Annotated in this window: 23 protein-coding genes and 2 tRNA genes; 12 read left to right on the top strand and 13 right to left on the bottom strand. The window is 67.9% G+C overall.

Features of this window, described 5'->3' with window-relative positions; translation table 11 throughout:
* Window positions 1–50: 50 nt before the first annotated feature.
* The 3 genes from V7672_RS14150 to pyk form a co-directional block, all read right to left on the bottom strand.
* Window positions 51–323, bottom strand: a complete 273-nt coding sequence (locus tag V7672_RS14150; RefSeq protein WP_335625211.1) for a hypothetical protein — start codon at window positions 321–323, stop codon at window positions 51–53.
* Between the two features lie 39 nt (window positions 324–362).
* Window positions 363–1400: a DNA adenine methylase gene (locus tag V7672_RS14145; RefSeq protein WP_335625210.1), complete on the bottom strand. Its 1038-nt coding sequence runs from the start codon at window positions 1398–1400 to the stop codon at window positions 363–365.
* A 146-nt stretch (window positions 1401–1546) separates the two neighbouring features.
* Window positions 1547–2983, bottom strand: coding sequence for a pyruvate kinase (gene pyk, locus V7672_RS14140; protein ID WP_335625209.1), 1437 nt, complete (start codon window positions 2981–2983; stop codon window positions 1547–1549).
* Window positions 2984–3135: 152 nt separating this feature from the next.
* Between pyk and V7672_RS14135 the strand changes: the two genes are divergently transcribed.
* Window positions 3136–3318: a DUF3606 domain-containing protein gene (locus V7672_RS14135; RefSeq protein ID WP_335625208.1), complete on the top strand. Its 183-nt coding sequence runs from the start codon at window positions 3136–3138 to the stop codon at window positions 3316–3318.
* A gap of 7 nt (window positions 3319–3325) precedes the next feature.
* Here the strand turns inward: V7672_RS14135 and V7672_RS14130 are convergent.
* The 7 genes from V7672_RS14130 to V7672_RS14100 form a co-directional block, all read right to left on the bottom strand.
* Window positions 3326–3410: transfer RNA gene (locus V7672_RS14130), tRNA-Leu, on the bottom strand.
* Between the two features lie 8 nt (window positions 3411–3418).
* Complete coding sequence (locus V7672_RS14125; protein ID WP_335625207.1) at window positions 3419–4846, bottom strand: M20/M25/M40 family metallo-hydrolase; 1428 nt, start codon at window positions 4844–4846, stop codon at window positions 3419–3421.
* A 75-nt stretch (window positions 4847–4921) separates the two neighbouring features.
* The gene (locus V7672_RS14120) at window positions 4922–5164 is read right to left on the bottom strand and encodes a DUF3297 family protein (protein WP_305487808.1); all 243 of its coding nucleotides are present in this window, start codon (window positions 5162–5164) and stop codon (window positions 4922–4924) included.
* 75 nt (window positions 5165–5239) lie between these two features.
* Entirely contained in the window at window positions 5240–6103 is an 864-nt protein-coding gene (locus V7672_RS14115; protein WP_335625206.1) for a MotE family protein, read from the bottom strand.
* Between the two features lie 31 nt (window positions 6104–6134).
* Complete coding sequence (locus tag V7672_RS14110; protein WP_335625205.1) at window positions 6135–6653, bottom strand: DUF6468 domain-containing protein; 519 nt, start codon at window positions 6651–6653, stop codon at window positions 6135–6137.
* On the bottom strand, window positions 6650–7717 hold the full coding sequence (fliM, locus tag V7672_RS14105) for a flagellar motor switch protein FliM (RefSeq protein WP_335625204.1): 1068 nt from the start codon (window positions 7715–7717) through the stop codon (window positions 6650–6652). Before fliM ends, V7672_RS14110 begins: the two co-directional genes overlap by 4 nt.
* A gap of 1 nt (window position 7718) precedes the next feature.
* Complete coding sequence (locus V7672_RS14100; RefSeq protein ID WP_335625203.1) at window positions 7719–8360, bottom strand: flagellar basal body-associated FliL family protein; 642 nt, start codon at window positions 8358–8360, stop codon at window positions 7719–7721.
* A gap of 173 nt (window positions 8361–8533) precedes the next feature.
* Here V7672_RS14100 and flgF point away from each other — a divergent pair, with 173 nt between their 5' ends.
* The 10 genes from flgF to V7672_RS14050 all read left to right on the top strand — a co-directional run bounded on the left by flgF (window position 8534) and on the right by V7672_RS14050 (window position 15978).
* The gene (gene flgF, locus V7672_RS14095) at window positions 8534–9271 is read left to right on the top strand and encodes a flagellar basal-body rod protein FlgF (protein WP_335625202.1); all 738 of its coding nucleotides are present in this window, start codon (window positions 8534–8536) and stop codon (window positions 9269–9271) included.
* Between the two features lie 46 nt (window positions 9272–9317).
* Entirely contained in the window at window positions 9318–10106 is a 789-nt protein-coding gene (gene flgG / locus V7672_RS14090; protein WP_335625201.1) for a flagellar basal-body rod protein FlgG, read from the top strand.
* The gene (gene flgA, locus V7672_RS14085) at window positions 10106–10864 is read left to right on the top strand and encodes a flagellar basal body P-ring formation chaperone FlgA (protein ID WP_335625200.1); all 759 of its coding nucleotides are present in this window, start codon (window positions 10106–10108) and stop codon (window positions 10862–10864) included. Before flgG ends, flgA begins: the two co-directional genes overlap by 1 nt.
* Window positions 10865–10887: 23 nt before the next feature.
* A complete protein-coding gene (flgH, locus tag V7672_RS14080) occupies window positions 10888–11613 on the top strand; it encodes a flagellar basal body L-ring protein FlgH (protein WP_335625199.1) in 726 nt (241 codons plus the stop codon).
* Between the two features lie 111 nt (window positions 11614–11724).
* Window positions 11725–12231, top strand: a complete 507-nt coding sequence (locus tag V7672_RS14075; RefSeq protein ID WP_335625198.1) for a hypothetical protein — start codon at window positions 11725–11727, stop codon at window positions 12229–12231.
* Between the two features lie 31 nt (window positions 12232–12262).
* On the top strand, window positions 12263–12694 hold the full coding sequence (locus tag V7672_RS14070; protein WP_335625197.1) for a hypothetical protein: 432 nt from the start codon (window positions 12263–12265) through the stop codon (window positions 12692–12694).
* Between the two features lie 22 nt (window positions 12695–12716).
* Window positions 12717–13226 carry a hypothetical protein gene (locus V7672_RS14065; RefSeq protein ID WP_335625196.1) on the top strand — a complete coding sequence of 170 codons (510 nt, stop codon included), beginning with the start codon at window positions 12717–12719 and terminating at the stop codon, window positions 13224–13226.
* A gap of 64 nt (window positions 13227–13290) precedes the next feature.
* Window positions 13291–15102, top strand: a complete 1812-nt coding sequence (locus V7672_RS14060; protein ID WP_335625195.1) for a DUF885 domain-containing protein — start codon at window positions 13291–13293, stop codon at window positions 15100–15102.
* 23 nt (window positions 15103–15125) lie between these two features.
* Window positions 15126–15422, top strand: a complete 297-nt coding sequence (locus V7672_RS14055) for a hypothetical protein (RefSeq protein ID WP_335625194.1) — start codon at window positions 15126–15128, stop codon at window positions 15420–15422.
* 112 nt (window positions 15423–15534) lie between these two features.
* The gene (locus V7672_RS14050) at window positions 15535–15978 is read left to right on the top strand and encodes a hypothetical protein (RefSeq protein WP_335625193.1); all 444 of its coding nucleotides are present in this window, start codon (window positions 15535–15537) and stop codon (window positions 15976–15978) included.
* An 830-nt stretch (window positions 15979–16808) separates the two neighbouring features.
* On the opposite strand, the gene V7672_RS14045 is transcribed toward V7672_RS14050, so the two are convergent.
* Together V7672_RS14045 and msrA are read right to left on the bottom strand one after the other, a co-directional pair.
* Window positions 16809–17153 carry an MmcQ/YjbR family DNA-binding protein gene (locus tag V7672_RS14045; RefSeq protein WP_335625192.1) on the bottom strand — a complete coding sequence of 115 codons (345 nt, stop codon included), beginning with the start codon at window positions 17151–17153 and terminating at the stop codon, window positions 16809–16811.
* 3 nt (window positions 17154–17156) lie between these two features.
* Window positions 17157–17804 carry a peptide-methionine (S)-S-oxide reductase MsrA gene (msrA, locus tag V7672_RS14040; protein ID WP_335625191.1) on the bottom strand — a complete coding sequence of 216 codons (648 nt, stop codon included), beginning with the start codon at window positions 17802–17804 and terminating at the stop codon, window positions 17157–17159.
* A 132-nt stretch (window positions 17805–17936) separates the two neighbouring features.
* On the opposite strand from msrA, the gene V7672_RS14035 reads away from it, so the two are divergent.
* Window positions 17937–18026: transfer RNA gene (locus tag V7672_RS14035), tRNA-Ser, on the top strand.
* Between the two features lie 61 nt (window positions 18027–18087).
* On the opposite strand, the gene V7672_RS14030 is transcribed toward V7672_RS14035, so the two are convergent.
* On the bottom strand, window positions 18088–18283 hold a 196-nt coding region (locus tag V7672_RS14030; RefSeq protein WP_335625190.1), incomplete at its 5' end, for a hypothetical protein.

Here is an 18283-nt window from a genome sequence, read left to right as displayed (position 1 = left end):
ATCGCGCAACACTGCCGCGAAACAACGTCCGATCTGATCGGGCGCCCAGCTTAGAGCGCCATGGCTCCGCCCATCAGGGCGCCCATCAACGCCGCCAGCAATGCCCCGCCGACCAGGATCATCCAGTGCGGGATCTCTTCGCTCTCGGCCTCTGCAGGGTCCGAGACGTTGGCTGCCGTGAACCGGTCCCGGCGCGGTTCGGGCGCACGCCAGGCGACGGTCTGAAAGGCGTCGACCGCCCGTTCTGACCGGACCAGACCCCGGCCCGCAAATCTGGCCTCGCTGCCCATCTCGCCCGCCTGAATGTCTCTGATCGCGTCCATGGCGATCAAACGGCATCAAACTCCGACGGTTCCCGCAGATCAAGCTGCGTGCGGCAGGGCCACCGGCTCGGGCGTCACGACGTACAGATACTCGACGTTCCTCAGCCGCCCGATCTGGCCAACCTTTTCGCCCTTCGGGTTATGGATGCCGATGCGCGCGCCGACATAGCGGGGGTGGGCGATCTCGATCACCTGCACATGCCCGCGCCCCGAAAGCATCCCGGTGAGAGCTTCCCGGTCCAGATAGCCCTCGTCGTTGAAGGACACGACCAGGTTGGGTGCCTTCAGCCCCTCGATCACCGCCGCCAGCGCCGGCCCGATCCCCGGCCGGCTGTTGAAGGCGCTTTTGCGCGTCTTCACATCGATCCGCTTGTTGGCGATGCCATAGGTCTCGGGCTTGTCCCACAGCACCAGACTCTCCCAGCAGTGGTAGTTCCCCAGATAGGAATGCTGGTTGTAGGGCGGGTCCAGATAGACCAGATCGGCCTCGATCTCCGGCGCGATCTCGACGGCATCGGCCTGCGTCGCCCGGCACGGCCCCCCCACCGAGGGCAGGACATCGGGCATCCGCAGTTCGAGGGGCTTGAGCGCGCGCGGGGCCCATCGCTTCATATAGGCCATCTGCACCCCCGCCGTGGAATCGACCCGGTCGGCCGCCTCCATCAGGCTGACCAGCACGATGGCCTTCAGTTCGGGCTCCAGATCCAGCGCCTCGATCCGCGCGCGCATGGCATCGATCCGCGCGCCGTTGTCCGGATGGAAATAGCGGGCATCCTCGCAGAAGGCCCGGGTGAACCAGCCCGCTTCCGGCTTCAGCGTCCGCAGCTCGGCCAGCACCGCCTCGGCCCGGTCCAGCCAGCGCTCGCGGTCCGCCTGCACGTAGGCGGTGGCCAGTACATGGGCATAGGCATTGTGGTCATTTGACCAGACGCGGTAGCCCGCCCGCTTCAGCGCATGCCCCACCCGCGCCGACCCGGAAAACAGATCGCACACGGTCGTCCCCGGCCCCGCCAGCGCGCCGATCGCCGAGGTCACCTGCCCCAGCAAAGCCCGCTTCGAGCCGATATATTTGATCATGCACTCATCTCCTCCCCCGCCCGCGGGGGAGGGGGACCACGGAGTGGTGGAGGGGGCGACAACAGGCACCGGTGTCAGGGTCCGCCCCCTCCACCCCGCTGCGCGCGGTCCCCCTCCCCCGTTTCGCTACGCTACACAGGGGAGGATCACTTCCGCCGTTTCATCTTCGACGGAGCATGCGCCAGTCGCAACAGATTCGCAGCCCCCGGCGCGCCAAAGGGCGTCCCGGCCAGGATCAGGATCCTCTGCCCCGGCTGGGCCAGACCATAGTCCATGGCGCCATTCACGGCGTCGTCCGTGACCTGTTCCAGCGAGTCCGGCTGGCGGCCCAGCCGCGGCTCCAGCCCCCAGACCAGCGCCAGCCGCCGGGCCGTGTCCGGATTGGGCGTCAGGGCCAGCACCGTATGCAGGGGCCGCTCGCGCGCCATCCGCCGGGCGGTGCCGCCCAGGGTCGTGAACACGACGATACAGGCGGTCGACTGCGCCTCGCCCGCCTTGCGCGCCGCGGCCACCAGGGCATCGGCATCAATGTCGTCCATGCCCGCATGTTCGGCGTCCATCAGGCTGGGCCAGACCGGATCGCGCTCCACCCGCTCCATGATGCGGTTCATCATGGTCACCGCCTCGACCGGATAGTCGCCCGAGGCCGTCTCGGCCGACAGCATCAGGGCATCGGCCCCCTCATAGACGGCATTGGCGACATCGGTGGCCTCGGCCCGGGTCGGGGCGGGGGCGCCCGTCATCGATTCCAGCATCTGGGTCGCCACGATCACCGGCACGCCGCGATGGCGGGCGGCGCGGATGATGGCCTTTTGCGCGACCGGCACCTCTTCCGGGTCCAGCTCGACGCCGAGGTCCCCGCGCGCCACCATCACCCCGTCGGAATAGTCGAGGATGGCCTCCAACTCGTTCAGCGCCTGGGGCTTTTCGATCTTGGCCAGACAGGCCGCCTTGCCGTTCACCAGCCGCTTCAGCTCGGCCATGTCCTCGGCCTTCTGCACAAAGCTCAGCGCCACCCAGTCCACCCCGATCCGCAGCGCAAAGGCCAGGTCCTCGCGGTCCTTGGGCGTCAGGGCCGACACGGGGATGACCGCTTCCGGCACGGCCACGCCCTTGCGGTCCGACAGTTTCGAGCCGCTCTCGACCGTCACATCGGCCCAGTCGTCCGACCGCTTGCCGACGCGCAGCCGCACCCGGCCGTCGTCCAGCAGCAGCAGCATGCCCTCGCGCAGGGCCTTGAAAATCTCCGGATGCGGCATCTGCACCCGCGTCTCGTCGCCGGGCTCGGGGTCCAGGTCGAAGCGCATCTTGTGACCCGGCTTGATGTCGATCTCGACGTCCCGGAACCGGCCCAGCCGCAACTTGGGCCCCTGAAGGTCCGCCAGCACGCCCAGCGGCCGTTTCAGCGCCATCTCGGCCCCGCGCACCGCCTTCAGCGCCGCCGCATGGTCGTCGTGCGAGCCGTGGCTGAAGTTCAGGCGGAACACATCGACCCCGGCCTGGGCCAGGGTCTTGACCATGCCGGGCGACCGGCTGGCCGGTCCCAGGGTCGCGACGATCCGGGCGTGTCGGGCTCTCTTCATCGAATATCCATGCGAACGGAGGGGATTTCCCCCTTGTGCCCACGAAAGCGCGTCGGGTTAAGGGCGGTTCTTTGCGCGAAACACGAAGTTACGCCCCGCGGTCGCGCCGCGACCCGTTTCGCGCTACCTCACACGCAGCAACGGAGACGACCATGGCGGGCCTCAAGGACAAGCGCGGCTTCATCGACAAGGACCGGCTGGACCTGTCCGAGCGTCAGGCCATGGAACACTGGATGAAGCGCTGGGGCGTGACCCGTGACCAGCTGACCGCCGCCCACCGCAAGGCCGGGCGCAACATCAAGGACATCGCCGCCGAGCTGGGCAAGAAGCGCTAGCCTGCAGTGGTGCGAGCGGCGGGGGTCGAACCCGCATGACCGAAGTCGAGGGATTTTAAGTCCCTTGCGTCTACCAGTTTCGCCACGCTCGCCAGAGGGCCTATTGCGCCGCCCGTAAGGCCCGGAAGTCGATGTCGGAGTTGGCCAGCAGCCACAGGAAGGCGGCCCAGGCGGCGACGTTCTGGTCCAGCGCCTCCGGGTCGATCCGGTCCAGCACATCGTCGGCCGTGTGGTGGGTGTCGAAATAGTCCATGCCTTGCTGGTTCAGGCGAAAGGCGGGCACGCCGGCCTGCACCAGCGGGGTGGTATCGGGTCCGCCGCCGGTCGCCGGCGCCCCGTCGAACAGAATGCCCAGCGGCGTCAGCACCCGCATGGCGGCCCGGCGCAGCTCGCTGTCACCCGCGCCGGCCGGCAGGGCGAGGCTGTAGATCCGGTCCGCGCCGAAATCGCTTTCGCTGGCGGCGACATGCATCTCCAGCTCTCCGGCCCGGCGGTCGGCATAGAAGCGCGCCCCGGCCAGACCCTGCGAGGGCGGCGGCTGGCTGACCTCTTCCGAGCCCCACCAGACCACGCGGATCGTGCGGCGCGGCTGGACCGGCAGATCCTCGATCAGCTTCAGCGCCGCCGTGGTGATGGCGATGCCCGCCCCGTCGTCGATCGCGCCGGTGCCCAGGTCCCAGCTGTCCAGATGCCCGCCGATGACGATCACCTGATCGGGAAACTCCCAGCCGACGACCTCGGCCACGACGTTCTGCGAGTGGCTGTCGGCGACAAAGCCGGCACCCGAGACCAGCCGCATGCGGATCGGCTCATCGGTCAGGCGTTGCGCCCGGCGCAGCTGGTCGGCGTCCGGCGGGCTGATGGCAAAGGCCGGGATCTGGCCCTCGCCGACCCGCGTCGCGCCCGTATGGGCAAAGCGGTGGTCGTGGGTGCCCAGCGAGCGCAGCACATAGCCGACCGCCCCGCGCTTCGCCGCCTCAAACGGGCCCTGTCCGCGGATAGGCGAGCTGGTGCCATAGCCGCGCCCGTCCTGGGCCGGCACCGTATCCTGCAACACCACCACAATCTTGCCGGTCAGCGCGCCCTCGGGCTGGTCCAGCAGCTCCTGATAGGTCTCGAAGATCACCGCCTCGGCTTCAATCCCGCCGGGTGGCGTGGAAATCGTTCCGCCGAGCGCGGTCGCCACCAGCGCCTGGGGGAAGGGCGACAGGATTTCCACCCGGGTCTCACCCCGTTCCCACAGCTTCAGGGGGAAGGATTCGATCTCGACATTGGCAAAGCCCATGCCGGTCATCAGCTCGGCGCCCCACTGCGCCGACGCCTGTTCCGAGGCCGAGCCCGCCGGACGCGGTCCGAACCGGGTGGTCAGCTCCTCGACGATCTCGAACGCCCCGCTGCCCTCGAGGGCGCGATCGCGCAGCTGTTCGGCAATTCGGATATCCTCGGCGGTCTGGGCCGTGGCGACCGACGACACTCCGAGCGCCATCAATCCCAGCGTCGCCACCAGTGCTGTTGCTGCAAGCCGCATCGTCATCTCCCCCGAATACCGGAGCCGCAGTCCTAGCGGCTCACGGGCGGGGCGCAAAGCCCGATCGGCCGAGCGCTATTCGACGTCTTGGAAATAGGGCTCGACCGGCCCCTGCAGCTTGACCGTCAGGGCCTTGCCGCGCCGGTCCACGCGATTGCCGACGGCCAGACGCACCCAGCCTTCCGAAACGCAATATTCCTCGACGTTGGTCTTTTCCTCGCCCTTGAAGCGGATGCCGACGCCCCGCGCCAGCACGGCCTCATCGTGGAATTTGCTGTCGGGATCGACGCACAGGCGATCGGGCGGGGTATCGGACATGAGGGGTCCTCGGGCGAAAACAAAAACAGGATCGCGTCTTAGAGCCTCAGCCCGCCAAGGCAAGTGGCGTGGCGCCTATTGCACCGTCTGGCGGGCCGGACCGCGCGCCGGGGTCTCGGCGGCGGCGGCACGCTCGGAAGCTGGCGTCTCCGCGGCAGGCGGCGGGGTCTCACGCGTCGGCGGCGTCTGTCGCGGGGTCTGGCGCGCGGGTTGACGGGCGGGCTGTGCGCGCGGCGCGGCCGGCGTCGCGGCGGGTGTGGCCGCAGGCGTCGTTGCGGCCGGTGCCGGTGTTCCCCGGCTGGCCGCCGCCGCTCGCGCTTCCAGATCCGGACGGGTGTTCATTCCGGCCAGCTTCTCGGTCAGTTCGCGGGCCTCGGCCGGCGGCATCTGCGCCAGAATGGCGGCGAGCGCCCGGGGCCGCATGGCCGCCGCCACCGGCAGGCGCACCTCATCGTCCAGGGTGACGAAGACGGCCGCCGCATCGCGCGGGCGCATGGCGGAATAGACCTGCACCAGACGGTCGACCTCGGCCTGCTCCTTTTCGTCCAGCTGGCCCAGCATGTCCTCGACCTCGCCCTCGACGGCGTTCAGCTCGACGATACGGGCGTCGATCTTCTGCTCGGCGGCGATCAGCAGCGGCAGCATGGTCGCCATCTCCTCCTCGCGCGCGTCCAGCTCAACGCGCCGTCCCGACAGCGACTGGATGACTCGCAGCTCGGCCGGAGAAATTCCGGCCTGATCCGCCAGCTGTTCGTCGGTCAGGGTGCAGACCCCCGCCACCGGCGGCTTGGGCGTCTCGGCGCCCTCGGCGGGCACGGCTTCCTCGGCCCAGGCCACGGCGCCCTGGAACATGCCCGGCACGGTTCCGGCCGCGCGCACGGCAATCACCCCGCCGATGGCGATGGCAACGAGAGGCAACAGGCGGGGCAGCTTGGACATCAGGGGCTTTCAGACAGCGCGAAAGGAGGGATCAGGCAGCAAACAGGTCTTCGTCCAGACTACGGCGGGCGCGGTTCAGGCTTTGTTTCGCAGCGTGGTTAGCGGCCAGCGCCTGCAGCACCGGGGCGAACCGCTCGGCGGCTTCTCCGGGCACATCGGGGGCCACCGCCAGACTCTCCAGCTTGCCGTAAAGGTCGGTCGCCGGATCCGCCCCCGGGGCCATGCGCAGCTTCGGCTCGGGCGCAGGCGCTGCGGCAACCGCCGCCCGGACTTCCCGGCCCTCGCGTGCCAGCAGGCCTTCCAGTTCCTGCTTAAGGGCCCGCGCCTTGACGATGCGGTCGTGCAGCAGATCGGTTTCCTGGCCCGCCTCGCGCAGGGTCTTCAGCGCCGACTCGGCCCGGCCCGCGGCGCTGTTCAGCTCCGCAATCGCGCCGGCGAACGCCGCCTGTCCCTCGCGAACCGCCTTCAGCCGACGATCCAGCCGCACGCCATAGGCGATGGCGCTGACCAGCAGCAGCATCAGAATGGCATCCAGAACCGTTCCGATCATGACAGACCCTTTTGTTTGGCCAGACGCTCGGCGATCTCCACCCGAACCGGTGCCTCGACGCGCACGGCGATATTCTGGCCCTTGCGCCCCATCCGCCCCGTCGTCAGCGGGATGGTGCCGCTGCGGATCGAGATTTCGGAATTGGGCGTGGCATTCAGCATCAGGGTGTCGCCGACCTTCAGATTCAGCACCTGCGACAGCGGCACCTGCTGCTCGTCCAGCACGGCCCGAACCTCGGTGTCGGTGGTCCACAGCTCGGTCGCCAGGTGGCCTTCCCAGATATTGTCGCGGCCGAACTTCTCCCCCATGAACTGCTGCAGCAGCATCTTGCGGATCGGTTCCAGCGTCCCGTACGGCAGCAACAGCTCGATACGCCCGCCACGGTCTTCCATGTCGATGCGCAGCTTGACCAGAATGGCCGCATTGGCCGGCCGCGCGATGGCGGCAAAGCGCGGATTGGTCTCCAGACGGTCCAGGTTGAAATGCACCGGCGTCAGCGGCTCGAAGGCGGCCCGGGCATCGTTCAGCACCACTTCGACCATGCGCTGCACCAGCACCCGTTCGATGGTCGTATAGGGCCGGCCCTCGATCCGGAGCGCCGCCGTGCCGCGGCGACCGCCCAGCAGCACATCGACGATGGAATAGATCAGGTTGGAATCGACCGTCAGCAGGCCGTAGTTGTCCAGCTCCTCGGCCCGGAATACCGCCAGGATGGCCGGCAGCGGGATCGAGTTCAGATAGTCGCCGAACCGGATCGACGAGATGTTGTCGAGGCTGACCTCGACGTTGTCGCTGGTGAAATTGCGGAGGGATGTCGTCATCAACCGCACCAGGCGGTCAAAGACGATCTCCAGCATCGGCAGGCGCTCATAGCTGACCAGAGCCGAATTGATGATCGCCCGGATGCCAGAGCGTTCCTCGTCGTCCCCGCCCATGTCGAAGCCGAGCAGGCTGTCGATCTCTTCCTGGTTCAGCACCCGTTCGGGCATCAGGCCCGCACGGCCCTCCCCGTCGTCAGCGCCGAACGGATCGTCCTCGGCATCGGCGAGTGCGGCCTCGCTCATCCTAGTTCACCAACATTTCTTCGATCAGCACGGCTTCAGCCTTGCCGGGCGCCAGGATCAGATTGACCCGGCGAAGGATTTCCGCGCGCAGCTGGAAATTGCCGGCCGAGCCGTTCAGGTCCTCGGTGCGCAGTTCGCGCAGGAACCCCTGAAACATGTCCTGCAGACGCGGCATCTCGGCCATCAGCTGGTCGGCCAGATGGGCATCCTTCAGCTCCAGCGTCAGCCGCAGCTTCAGATAGGCGGGCCGGCCGTCGGCCGTCTGAATGTTCACCACCATGTCGGGCAGGGTGTAGAAGGTCACCCCGTCCGGCCCTTCGGTGATCTTGCCCAGCGCCGGGTCCATCTCTCCGCCGCCGCCGCCGTGACCCCCGCCCTTGTCGGGCTTCTTCTCGCCGTGGCCGTCATCCTTGGGCGCCTCATGCCCGTCAGCGCCCTCGGCTGTGGCGGGTTTGGGCGACAGCATGAAGAAGGCGCCCGCGCCTCCGCCCCCCAGCACCAGCAGGGCCACCGGAATGATGATGAACAGCAGCGGCAGCTTCTTCTTGGCGGGAGCCGCTTCGCCCTCACCGTCACCGCCCGCGCCTTCGGCCACGGCGACGTCGGTCCCCTCGGCCTTCTTCTTCTTGCCAAATTTCAGCATGCGCTATGGCCCCACTCTGACCGGCCCAAAGAAGCGGGTTTTGGTTAACGGGGCGTTTAGAACCGGCATTTTCTGCCGGGCAAAGCGTCGCAGCAAAAACTCAGTGCTTTGATTTTACTGAATTAACCTCACTGGCATGGTGCTTGCGACGGTCGGAGCGAAGGAGTTCCGTCTTGGAAAACGTCGCCTACATCGGATTGTCACGCCAGATGACGCTGCGCCGCGAGCTCGACATCGTGGCCAACAACATCGCCAATGCGAACACCACCGGCTTCAAGGTCGAGCAGCTGATGGTCGGCACCGAGATCGGCCAGGGCGCCCGCAACGACGCCGTCCGCCCGGGCGTCAGCTTCGTTCTGGACCGGGGTGTGGGCCGCGACTACGGCCAGGGCGCCCTGTCCCAGACCGGTCGCACTCTCGACTTCGCCATCGAGGGCGACGGCGCCTTCTTCACCGTCCAGGACGGGGACGCCGAGGCCTATACCCGCGACGGCGCCTTCACCATCAGCCCCGAGGGCCTGCTGGTCACCGCCGCCGGACTGCCGGTGCTGGGCGACGGCGGTGAGATCCTGCTCGATCCGGCGCGCGGTGCCCCCCAGGTGGCCGGAGACGGCACCATCAGCCAGGACGGCCAGGTCGTCGGCCGGCTGACGGTCGTTCGCTTCGACACCCTGTCGGTGCTCGAAAAGGCCGGTGACGGCCTGTACCGCAACACCTCGAATGCCCAGCCGATGGACGCCCCCGACGCCCGCATCCATCAGGGGATGCTGGAGGGATCCAACGTCAATCCTATCCTCGAAATCACCAATCTCATCGAGATCAGCCGCAGCTATGAGCGCATCTCGAAAATGATCGAACAGAGCAACGAACTGAGCCGCAAGTCCGTCGAGCGGCTGGGACGCGTGGGCTGATGCCGACCCGTCCCCTTCCCCCTTCCCCCTCAAGGAGAGCAATCCCATGAGAGCCCTACGCACCGCCGCCTCCGGCATGTCAGCCCAGCAGCTGAACGTCGAGGTCATCTCCAACAACATCGCCAACATGAACACGGTCGGCTTCAAGCGTCAGCGGGCCGAGTTCCAGGACCTGTTGTACCAGAACGTCGAGCGGATGGGCGGCAGCTCGTCGGCCCAGGGCACGGTGGTCCCGACCGGCATCCAGATCGGTGCCGGTGTGAAGGCCGGCAGCGTCTATCGCATCACCGAACAGGGCACCCCCACCCAGACCGGCAACCGGCTGGACCTGGCCATCGACGGCAAGGGCTATTTCCAGATCACCCTGCCGTCGGGCGAGACCGCCTACACCCGCGCCGGCAATTTCTCGGTCAATGGCCAGGGCCAGGTCGTCACCGACGACGGCTATGCGGTCGAGCCCGCCATCAGCATCCCGCAGGACGCCATCGACGTCTTCATCTCCAAGGCGGGCGAGGTTCAGGTCATCCAGTCCGGCCAGACCGAACCGACCGTCGTCGGCCAGCTCGAGATCGCCACCTTCTTCAACGAAGCGGGCCTCGAGGCCATCGGCGACAACCTGCTGCTTGAAACCGCCGCCTCCGGCCCCGCCACGCCGGGCGCCCCCGGTGAGCCTGGCTTCGGCCAGCTGCTGCAGGGCTATACCGAGGCCTCGAACGTCGACGCCGTCTCCGAGATCAGCGCCCTGATCATCGCCCAGCGCGCCTATGAAATGAACTCCAAGGTCATCTCGACCGCCGACGAAATGATGTCGGTCTCGGCCCAGGTGAAGGGCTGATGGCCCGGCTGATCCGCCGCCTCGCGCTGGGCCTGTGCCTGGCCTTTACCGCCTCGGCGGCGCTGGCCACGGCGCCCGTCACCCTGCGCGACAATCCGGTCGACGACGACGGTCAGGTCACGCTGGGCGAACTGTTCGAGGGCGCAGGCGCCGCCGCCGACATCGTCATCGCCCGCCGGGCCGGCCCGACCGTCGTGCTCGACGCCGGCATGGTCCAGTCGCGCGCCCATCAGGCCGGTCTGGTCTGGGCCAATCCGCGCGGCCTGCGCCGGGTGGTCGTCCGTCAGGGCAGCGCCGCCCCGTCCGCCGCCTCCGCCACCTCCGCCGCCGCCCGCCCGGGCGAGACGGTCGAGGTCCTGACCTGGACCCGCAGCCTCGCCGCCGGCGACATCATCCGCCCCGAGGACCTCGCCTGGACCGAGGTTCAGGCCCACCGCGCGCCCGTCGGCGGCCCGGCGGATGCCGAGGAGGTCATCGGCCTGTCCGCGCGTCGGGCCCTGCGCTCGGGCACACCCGTGCTGGGCCGGGACCTCGCCCAGCCCCAGGTCATCGCCCGCAATGACATGGTCCAGGTCGCCTATGTCGATCAGGGTCTGACCCTGACCATCACCGGCCGGGCCACTCGGGATGCCGCGATTGGCGAGCCCGTGCCGATCCTGAACCTGCAGTCCGGCCGCACCATCGAGGCCATCGCCACCGCCCCCGGTCAGGCCATGGTCGGCCCCGCCGCCCGTACCTTCCGCGCCCAGTCCCGCTGATCCGTCCCGCCGAGAGGATTCCCATGCGTATCGTTCTTGCCCTCACCGCCCTCTCTGCCCTGTCGCTGGGCGCCTGCTCGACCGCCGTCGAGGCGGTGCGCGGCCCTGAACTGGCCCCGATCGGCTATCCGGCCGCCCTCGTTCCGGTGCAGCAGCAGTATCTGCCGGCCCCCGAATCCCGTCCGGCCAGCGCCAACAGCCTGTGGCGCACGGGCGCCCGCACCTTCTTCGGCGACCAGCGCGCCCGCTATGTCGGTGACATCGTCACCGTCCGCATCGACATCGACGACAGCGCCCAGACCCAGAACTCCACCCAGCGCGCCCGCACCAATGACGCCTCGGGCGGCGTCACCAACTTCTTCGGGCTGGAGAACAGCATCGGCCAGGCCTTCCCCGGCGGCTTTGACCCGGCGAATATGGTCGGCGTCCAGGGACAGGCCAATGCCTCCGGCTCCGGCAGCGTCAACCGCTCCGAGCGGGTCAGCCTGACCATCGCCGCCGTCGTCACCGACGTCCTGCCCAACGGCAATCTGATCATCCAGGGCCGTCAGGAGGTCCGCACCAACCGCGAGGTGCGCGAGCTGACTGTCGCCGGGATCGTTCGCCCGCAGGATATTTCTTCGGCCAACAGCATCGACCACACCCAGATCGCCGAGGCCCGCATCTCCTACGGCGGCCGCGGCGACATCAGCCGCATGCAGGCCACCCCGGCCGCCCAGTCGCTGGTTGAGCGCTTCAGCCCCTTCTGACCCCCCACGGCCCCTCTCGCAGCCAGCCCCCGGCAATTTCTGCCGGGGGTTGAAGCTTGGCCGTGAACCGTTAACGGCGGACCGCGTTTCCCTCGCAACAGAGGTGTTCGCATGTTCAAGATTCTCATCCCCGCCGTCGCCGCCCTGGGCCTGGTCGCCCACGCTGCCCAGAGCTACACCGCCGAAGACGGCGTCGCTGCGGCGCCGATCATGCTGGTGGCCGAGACCCCGGTCGAGATCGCCCCTGCGGCGCCGGCCATGGACTGGCATTTTCACACCGAGGGTGACACCGCCAAACTGGCCTATGGCGTCGCCAACTCCGACCAGCTGGTGCTGATGCTGATGTGCACGGAGGGCGAGGACAAGGTCTCGACCCTGGGCTCCGTCCGCGCCGAGGCCGAAACCGCCACCGGCCAGACCTCCTACAAGGACCCCATGACCGGCGGCATCCTGCACGAAGCCGAGATCGATCGGCACGACGCGGCCCTGGCCGATCTGGCCGCGACCGGCAAGATGACCGTCGTCAGTGAGCAGGGCGAGGTCGCCATCGGCTCAGACTCTGCCGATCAGGAAGCCGTGAAGGCCTTCTTCGCCTCTTGCGGAACGGCGCCGGCCTGATCATCTCTTCTCCGTTCGGGAGAGGGACCCCATGATGATGACGCTGGCTGCCATACTGGCCCTGCATACAGGTCTGCCCCAGGCCGATGGCTGGGTGTGGTCCCTCTATGAGGACGCGCGAGAGACCGTTCTGGCCCGCGAAATCCCCGACACCGACCGCCTGACCACGACCCTCGCCTGCGCCCCCGGCTCAGGCCGGGTGGTCGTCAGCTTCTATGACCTGCCTGCCCGGCCGGGCTTTGCCAGTTTCCGCTCCGGCGATGCCAGCGGCACGGCCCAGATGGCGGCCGGCGATGCCTCCGACCCCTTTTCCCTGACCCTGCGCACCGATCATCCGGCGATCGCCAATTTCACCGCCACCGGATCGCTGGAGGTCGTGGCCGGCGACCAGACCCGCACGATCACCTTCTCGCGTCCCCACCTTGCAAAGCTGCGCCGTTTCACGGAAATCTGCGCGGATTGAGCCTGACGGCTCGGGGGACATCATGCGCGCCACCACATTGCCGCTGCTCGTCGCGCTCCTGACGCTCGGGGCTTGCGCGTCGATGGACGCCGCGCCGACGGCCCTCAGTCCGGCCGAGGCCCCCGACTCCGCGCCGCAGCCCATCGCGGACCATGACTGGGCCTTTTATGTCGAGGACGAGCAGGCCTCCCTCGCCTATGGCCGGGCCGAGAGCGATGACGTCTGGCTGTCCCTCGCCTGCGACAAGGGCAGCGGCCGCCTCGACCTGTTCCGTCCCGCCGACGCCGACGGCCAACCGGTCATCTATCTGGAGTCCGGCGGCGAGACCGAGCGCTTCACCGGCAGGATCGAGCCCTCCGAGCTGTTCGAGCACGGCGAAGTGCTGGCCGAGGCCCCGACCACGCCCCCGGTCTTCCTTCGGTTTCGCAGGCTGGGCTGGCTGGGCCTTCACGATGCCGAGGGCCGCGTGCTGATGGTCGCCCATCCTGCCTCGACCGACGGCATAGAGCGCTTCTTCGCCTACTGCGGCTGAGCCTCCGCTTGACGGGACGGCCCCCCTCGTCTCGACTGCCCGCTCGATTTCTGGGGGAAGACAGATGAACAAACCGGTTCTGGCCACGGCGCTCGCGGCGCTCATGATTGGCGTCTCGGCCTGTGCGACACCGGCCTCGGGTCCGGCGACGCCGACCGCCGCCCCGGCCCCGACCGCTCCCACCGCCAGCCAGGCTCTGGCCGCTGTCATTACCGACTATGAGGCCTTCCTCAAACGCCATGACCCCTTCGGCGCCGCGCAGGAAGGCGACGAGGCCGCCAAGTCGCGCCTGCCCGATCTGTCGCGCGACGGTGAACTGGCCCGCCGCCCGGAGCTGGTCGCCCTGTCCGACCGGCTGGCCGCCATCGACGAGACTGCCCTCAGCCCGGCCGAGGCCCAGAACCACGCCTTTGCCACCTGGCTGATCACCCGCGCCATCGAGGGCATCGACCTCGACGTCTCGCGCATGGCCTTCAACTCCGAAGGCGGCTTTGGCCAGTCGGCCGCCTATATCGCCGGCTCCGCGCGCCTGACCGACCGCGACGAAGTCGAGGCCTGGCTGACCCGGCTGGAAAACATGGGCCCCCTGTTCGACGCCACCCTGGCCAATGCCCGCCGGGGTCTCGACACCGGCCTGCTCCAGTCGCGCTCCGTGGTCGAAAGCGCCCTGCTGCTGGCCGAAACCGACGTGGCCCTGACCACCGCCACCGATCCGCTTCTACGCCCCACCGCCAACCTGCCGACCTCCCTGCCCGAAGGCGAGCGCCGCGCGTATCAGGCCCGGGCCGAGGCCATCGTCCGCGACCACATCCAGCCGCGCCGCCTCGCCTGGCGGGACTTCCTCAAGGACGACTATCTGCCGGTCGCGCCCGAGACCCCCGGTCTGGTCCACCGCCCGGGCGGCAGCGACATCTATGCCTGGCTGGTGCGCGGCTACACCACCACAGACCTGACGCCCGAACAGGTCCACCAGATCGGCCTCGATGAAGTCGCCCGCATCCGCGCCCGGATGGAGATCGAGATGCGCGCCGCCGGCTGGACCGGGGACTTCCCCGGCTTCCTGACCTTCCTGCGTACCGACCCGCAATTCTACGCCTCCACCCGCGAGGAGCTGCTGGAAAAGGCCTCGGAGATGGCCAAGCGCGCCGACGACGGCCTCCCCGCCCTGTTCGGCACCCTGCCGCGCCTGCCCTATGGCGTCCGGCCCGTCCCTGCGGAGATCGAGGCCAACTACACCACCGGCCGCTACTTCTCCGGCTCGATGCGGAACGGCATCGCCGGCGGCTATATGGTCAACACCTCGAAACTGGATCAGCGCCCGCTGTATGAGCTTCCCGCCCTGACCCTGCACGAGGCCGTGCCCGGCCACCATCTGCAGATTGCCCTGCAACAGGAGGCCGCCGACCAGCCCTATTTCCGGCGCGACGCCAATGTGACCGCCTTTACCGAGGGCTGGGGCCTCTATGCCGAATTCCTCGGCGAGGAGATGGGCTTTTACCGCACCCCCTACGAACGCTTCGGCCGCCTCAGCTATGAGATGTGGCGCGCCTGCCGCCTCGTCGCCGACACCGGCATGCACTGGATGGGCTGGTCCGTTGACCAGGCCCGCGCCTGTTTCGCCGAGAACTCGGCACTGGCCCCGCACAACATCGAGACCGAACTGCAGCGCTATGTCGGCTGGCCCGGTCAGGCCACGGCCTACAAGATCGGCGAGATCCGCCTGCGCCAGATCCGCACCCGCGCCGAGGCGGCCCTGGGCGAAGACTTCGACGTCCGCGCCTTCCACGACGCCCTGCTCGTGCCCGGCCCCCTGCCCCTCGCCCTCCTCGACGCCCACATGGACCGCTGGATCGAAACGCAGCGGGCGAAGCGGTGAGCGTCGCGAGAGGAGGCCTGTATGTGGTCGCAGCCCTGACTCTCGTTGGCTGCGGCCCGAAACCATCGCCTGAACTAACGGCCATTCAGCCAGGTACGAGCTATGCAAACATGCGCGAGGAACTGGCGCACCTCACGCCGTTCGCGCGGAGCTGCGACGGACGCACCTATTTCCCGGACTACGAAAAGTTCGAAGAATGCCGGTCACGGGGCCAATTCATCGAAACCTATCGCGATGACCGCTGGCACTACGCCTTCACCATCACTGACGGCAAAGTGTCTGGCGTATCGATCATAGACCACACTATGCCTTGGCCCTGACGACCTCGCCCTCCTCGACGCCCGCATGGACCGCTGGATCGAGACGCAGCGGGCGGGGGACTGAGGACCCACCCGGTCGCCACCCTGATTTGAGCCCGAAGGAAAGCCCGCCATGTTCAACATCATCGCCATCATCGCGGCTGCAACCAGCCTCGTGTCCAGTGTCCAGGAGCCGGGCGACTGGCGTCAGGTCGATGACGGTGCCGACTTCTATACGGCTCTGGATGTGACCAGTATCAACGGTCCTCCGACCGCCCGCAAAGCCCGCGGCGTCGGGGTCTCCGCCGAGCTCGACGGTTTCCCCGGATATATGGTGCTGGACGTCGTGTTCGACTGCGAGGCCGGCACCGTCAGCGCCGACAGGGCGGCCTTCTTTGCCCTGGACGGCACCCTCATCGAAGAAGTTGACGGGCCGTCGGACCCCGAGCCGGTCAGTGAAGAGGACGGGACCCTCGTAGCCGCCAACGCCGTCTGCGACGGGGCGATACCGGACGGTCGGAGCTTCGGCTCGGCCCAGGCCTATGCCCAATTCATCCGCGCATCCGCCGGCTCCTGAAACACAGCTGATTTCGCCTGTCTCCTCCCCATCTTGATGGGGAGGGGGACCGCGGAGCGGTGGAGGGGTTCTGGGCCGCGCGCTCGCCCTCAAGATCCCCTCCGTCACGGCGCTGCGCGCCGCGCCACCTCCCCATCTGCGATAGGGAGGAGACAGGGGATAGGATAGACGCTCCCGAATTCCCCAACCCTTTCAACGCCCCCACCATTTCCCGGACCGTCCTTCCCAACCGGGTTCGGCGGCATGCCACACTCCTTCCGTCCCGTCGCACGGAGGGCTTGTGAGGCCTGCGACCTTGTGAGCGGCGGGAGCGGATGGAGCGGGGTTGTTGGGACACTGCCAATCAAACTTCGGGCCTCAAGCAGTGAGCGCCCGCGGCGCGAACGGTAGGCCCCAAAACATTGGGTCGAGGGGGATACTCAGCCGTTCCGGGACGGGGCGCAGGCCCCGCCCGCCCGCCGGGGGCGCTGCGTAAGGCGATAACACCGCCACCCGACGCAAGCTCCCGGAAAACCACCCGCGCGGAGCGTCTGTCTTCGTCGAAACGGTATTATTCATCTTCTCCGGGCGAAGGCCCGGCGCTCCGCCTGCCCTCCAACCTCTGCCCGACGGGCGCGAGGGGCTCCCGCCTGCGCCTATTCCTCCCCCATCGGGGGAGGGGGACCGCGGCGCCTAGCGCCGGGGTGGTGGGGGCAGCGCTGTCGTGGGCCGGAAGCCCCCATGTGTCCACTGACGTTGGCCCCCTCCACCATCCTTCGGATGGTCCCCCTCCCCCGAGGGGGGAGGAATGGCCATCAGACCATTCAGACGGTGTTTATTCGCAGGACAAGCTACCCCAGCCCCAGCTCCGCGCGCGCCTTCTTCGTCAGCTTTGCCGCGATCAGGGCGTGGGCGGTCTTGAGGTGATCGGCCAGGTCGGCCTCGTCCCAGCTGGCCGGATCCTCGACCTGCACCCATTTGGCGCGCGCCATATAGGGTGCAGGCACCGCGTGGCCGGCCTCGGTCAGCACCTCATAGGCGATGTCCGAGACCTTGAAGCTGATCGCGCCCTCGCCGCCCACGATGGCAAACATCTTGCCGCCCACCTTGTAGACGTCGTGATCCTCGCCGAACGAATGGGTCAGCTCCGTCGCCGGCAGCGCCAGACAGATCCGGCCGATCCCCGCCCGGTCCATCGATCAGGCCTCCACACCAATGCCGATCGGGCAGACGACGCCCGTTCCGCCGATCCCGCAATAGCCGGCCGGGTTCTTGGCCAGATACCCCTGGTGATAGTCCTCGGCATAATAGAAGGGCCCCAGGGCCTCGATCTCGGTGGTGATCTCACCGCGGCCGGCCTTGGCCAGCGCCGCCTGATAGGCCTCGCGCGACCGCTCCGCCTCCGCCTTCTGGTCGTCATTCAAATAATAGATGGCCGAGCGATAGGTGGTGCCGATGTCATTGCCCTGGCGCATGCCCTGGGTCGGGTCGTGGTTCTCCCAGAAGGCCTTCAGCAGGTCGCCGTAGGAGATCACCTTCGGGTCAAACACCACCTTGACCACCTCGGTGTGCCCGGTGCGCCCGGTGCAGGTCTCCTCATAGGTCGGATTGGGGGTGATCCCGCCGGAATAGCCGACCGCCGTCACCCATACCCCCGGCAGCTGCCAGAAGATGCGCTCCACGCCCCAGAAACAGCCCATGCCGAACACCGCGGTCTCGAACCCGTCCGGGTAGGGCCCCTTCAGCGGGTTGCCGCTGACGAAGTGCGTCTCGTCGGTGGGCAGGGGATCGGCGCGGCCCGGCAGGGCGGTCTCGGCCGTGGGCATCTGGGTCTTTTGCGACAGCATGGCGGTTCTCGAACAAAACAAGGGAGACAAGGCATATGGGGTGCCACCCCCCGCTTGCCGAGAGGGCCAGTCTGTTCTATCAGCCTCGCCTCTCGCGGGTCGACTGCCCGCGCGTTTCCGCGATGTGGAAATGGACAGGTGGCGGAGTGGTCGATCGCGCACGCTTGGAAAGCGTGTGTACGTGAAAGCGTACCGAGGGTTCGAATCCCTCTCTGTCCGCCACAACCTTAGGGCTACGTAGCTCACGGTGCCACGGCCTTCCGAAGGGCCGGTCTTCTCAAAGCTAAATCAGTTCAATCCCGACGATCGCTGCCGCTTCTGGCGGTCCAATCCGGCCGTTCTGGACGTTTTCCGCCCGCCAGTCTCCGCCGTCTTGGAGAGTCTGGAGTTTGGCGTTAATTCTGTCCGTAAGCCCAGTGAATGAGCACTTTTTGCTCGAGGCGCTGGGCCGGTAGACCACCCGATGGCATTTGCAGAAG

The organism is Brevundimonas sp., from assembly GCF_036963785.1.
GTDB lineage: Bacteria > Pseudomonadota > Alphaproteobacteria > Caulobacterales > Caulobacteraceae > Brevundimonas.
Note: the sequence above shows the minus strand (reverse complement) of the source record. Positions and strands in the feature narration are given on the sequence as shown.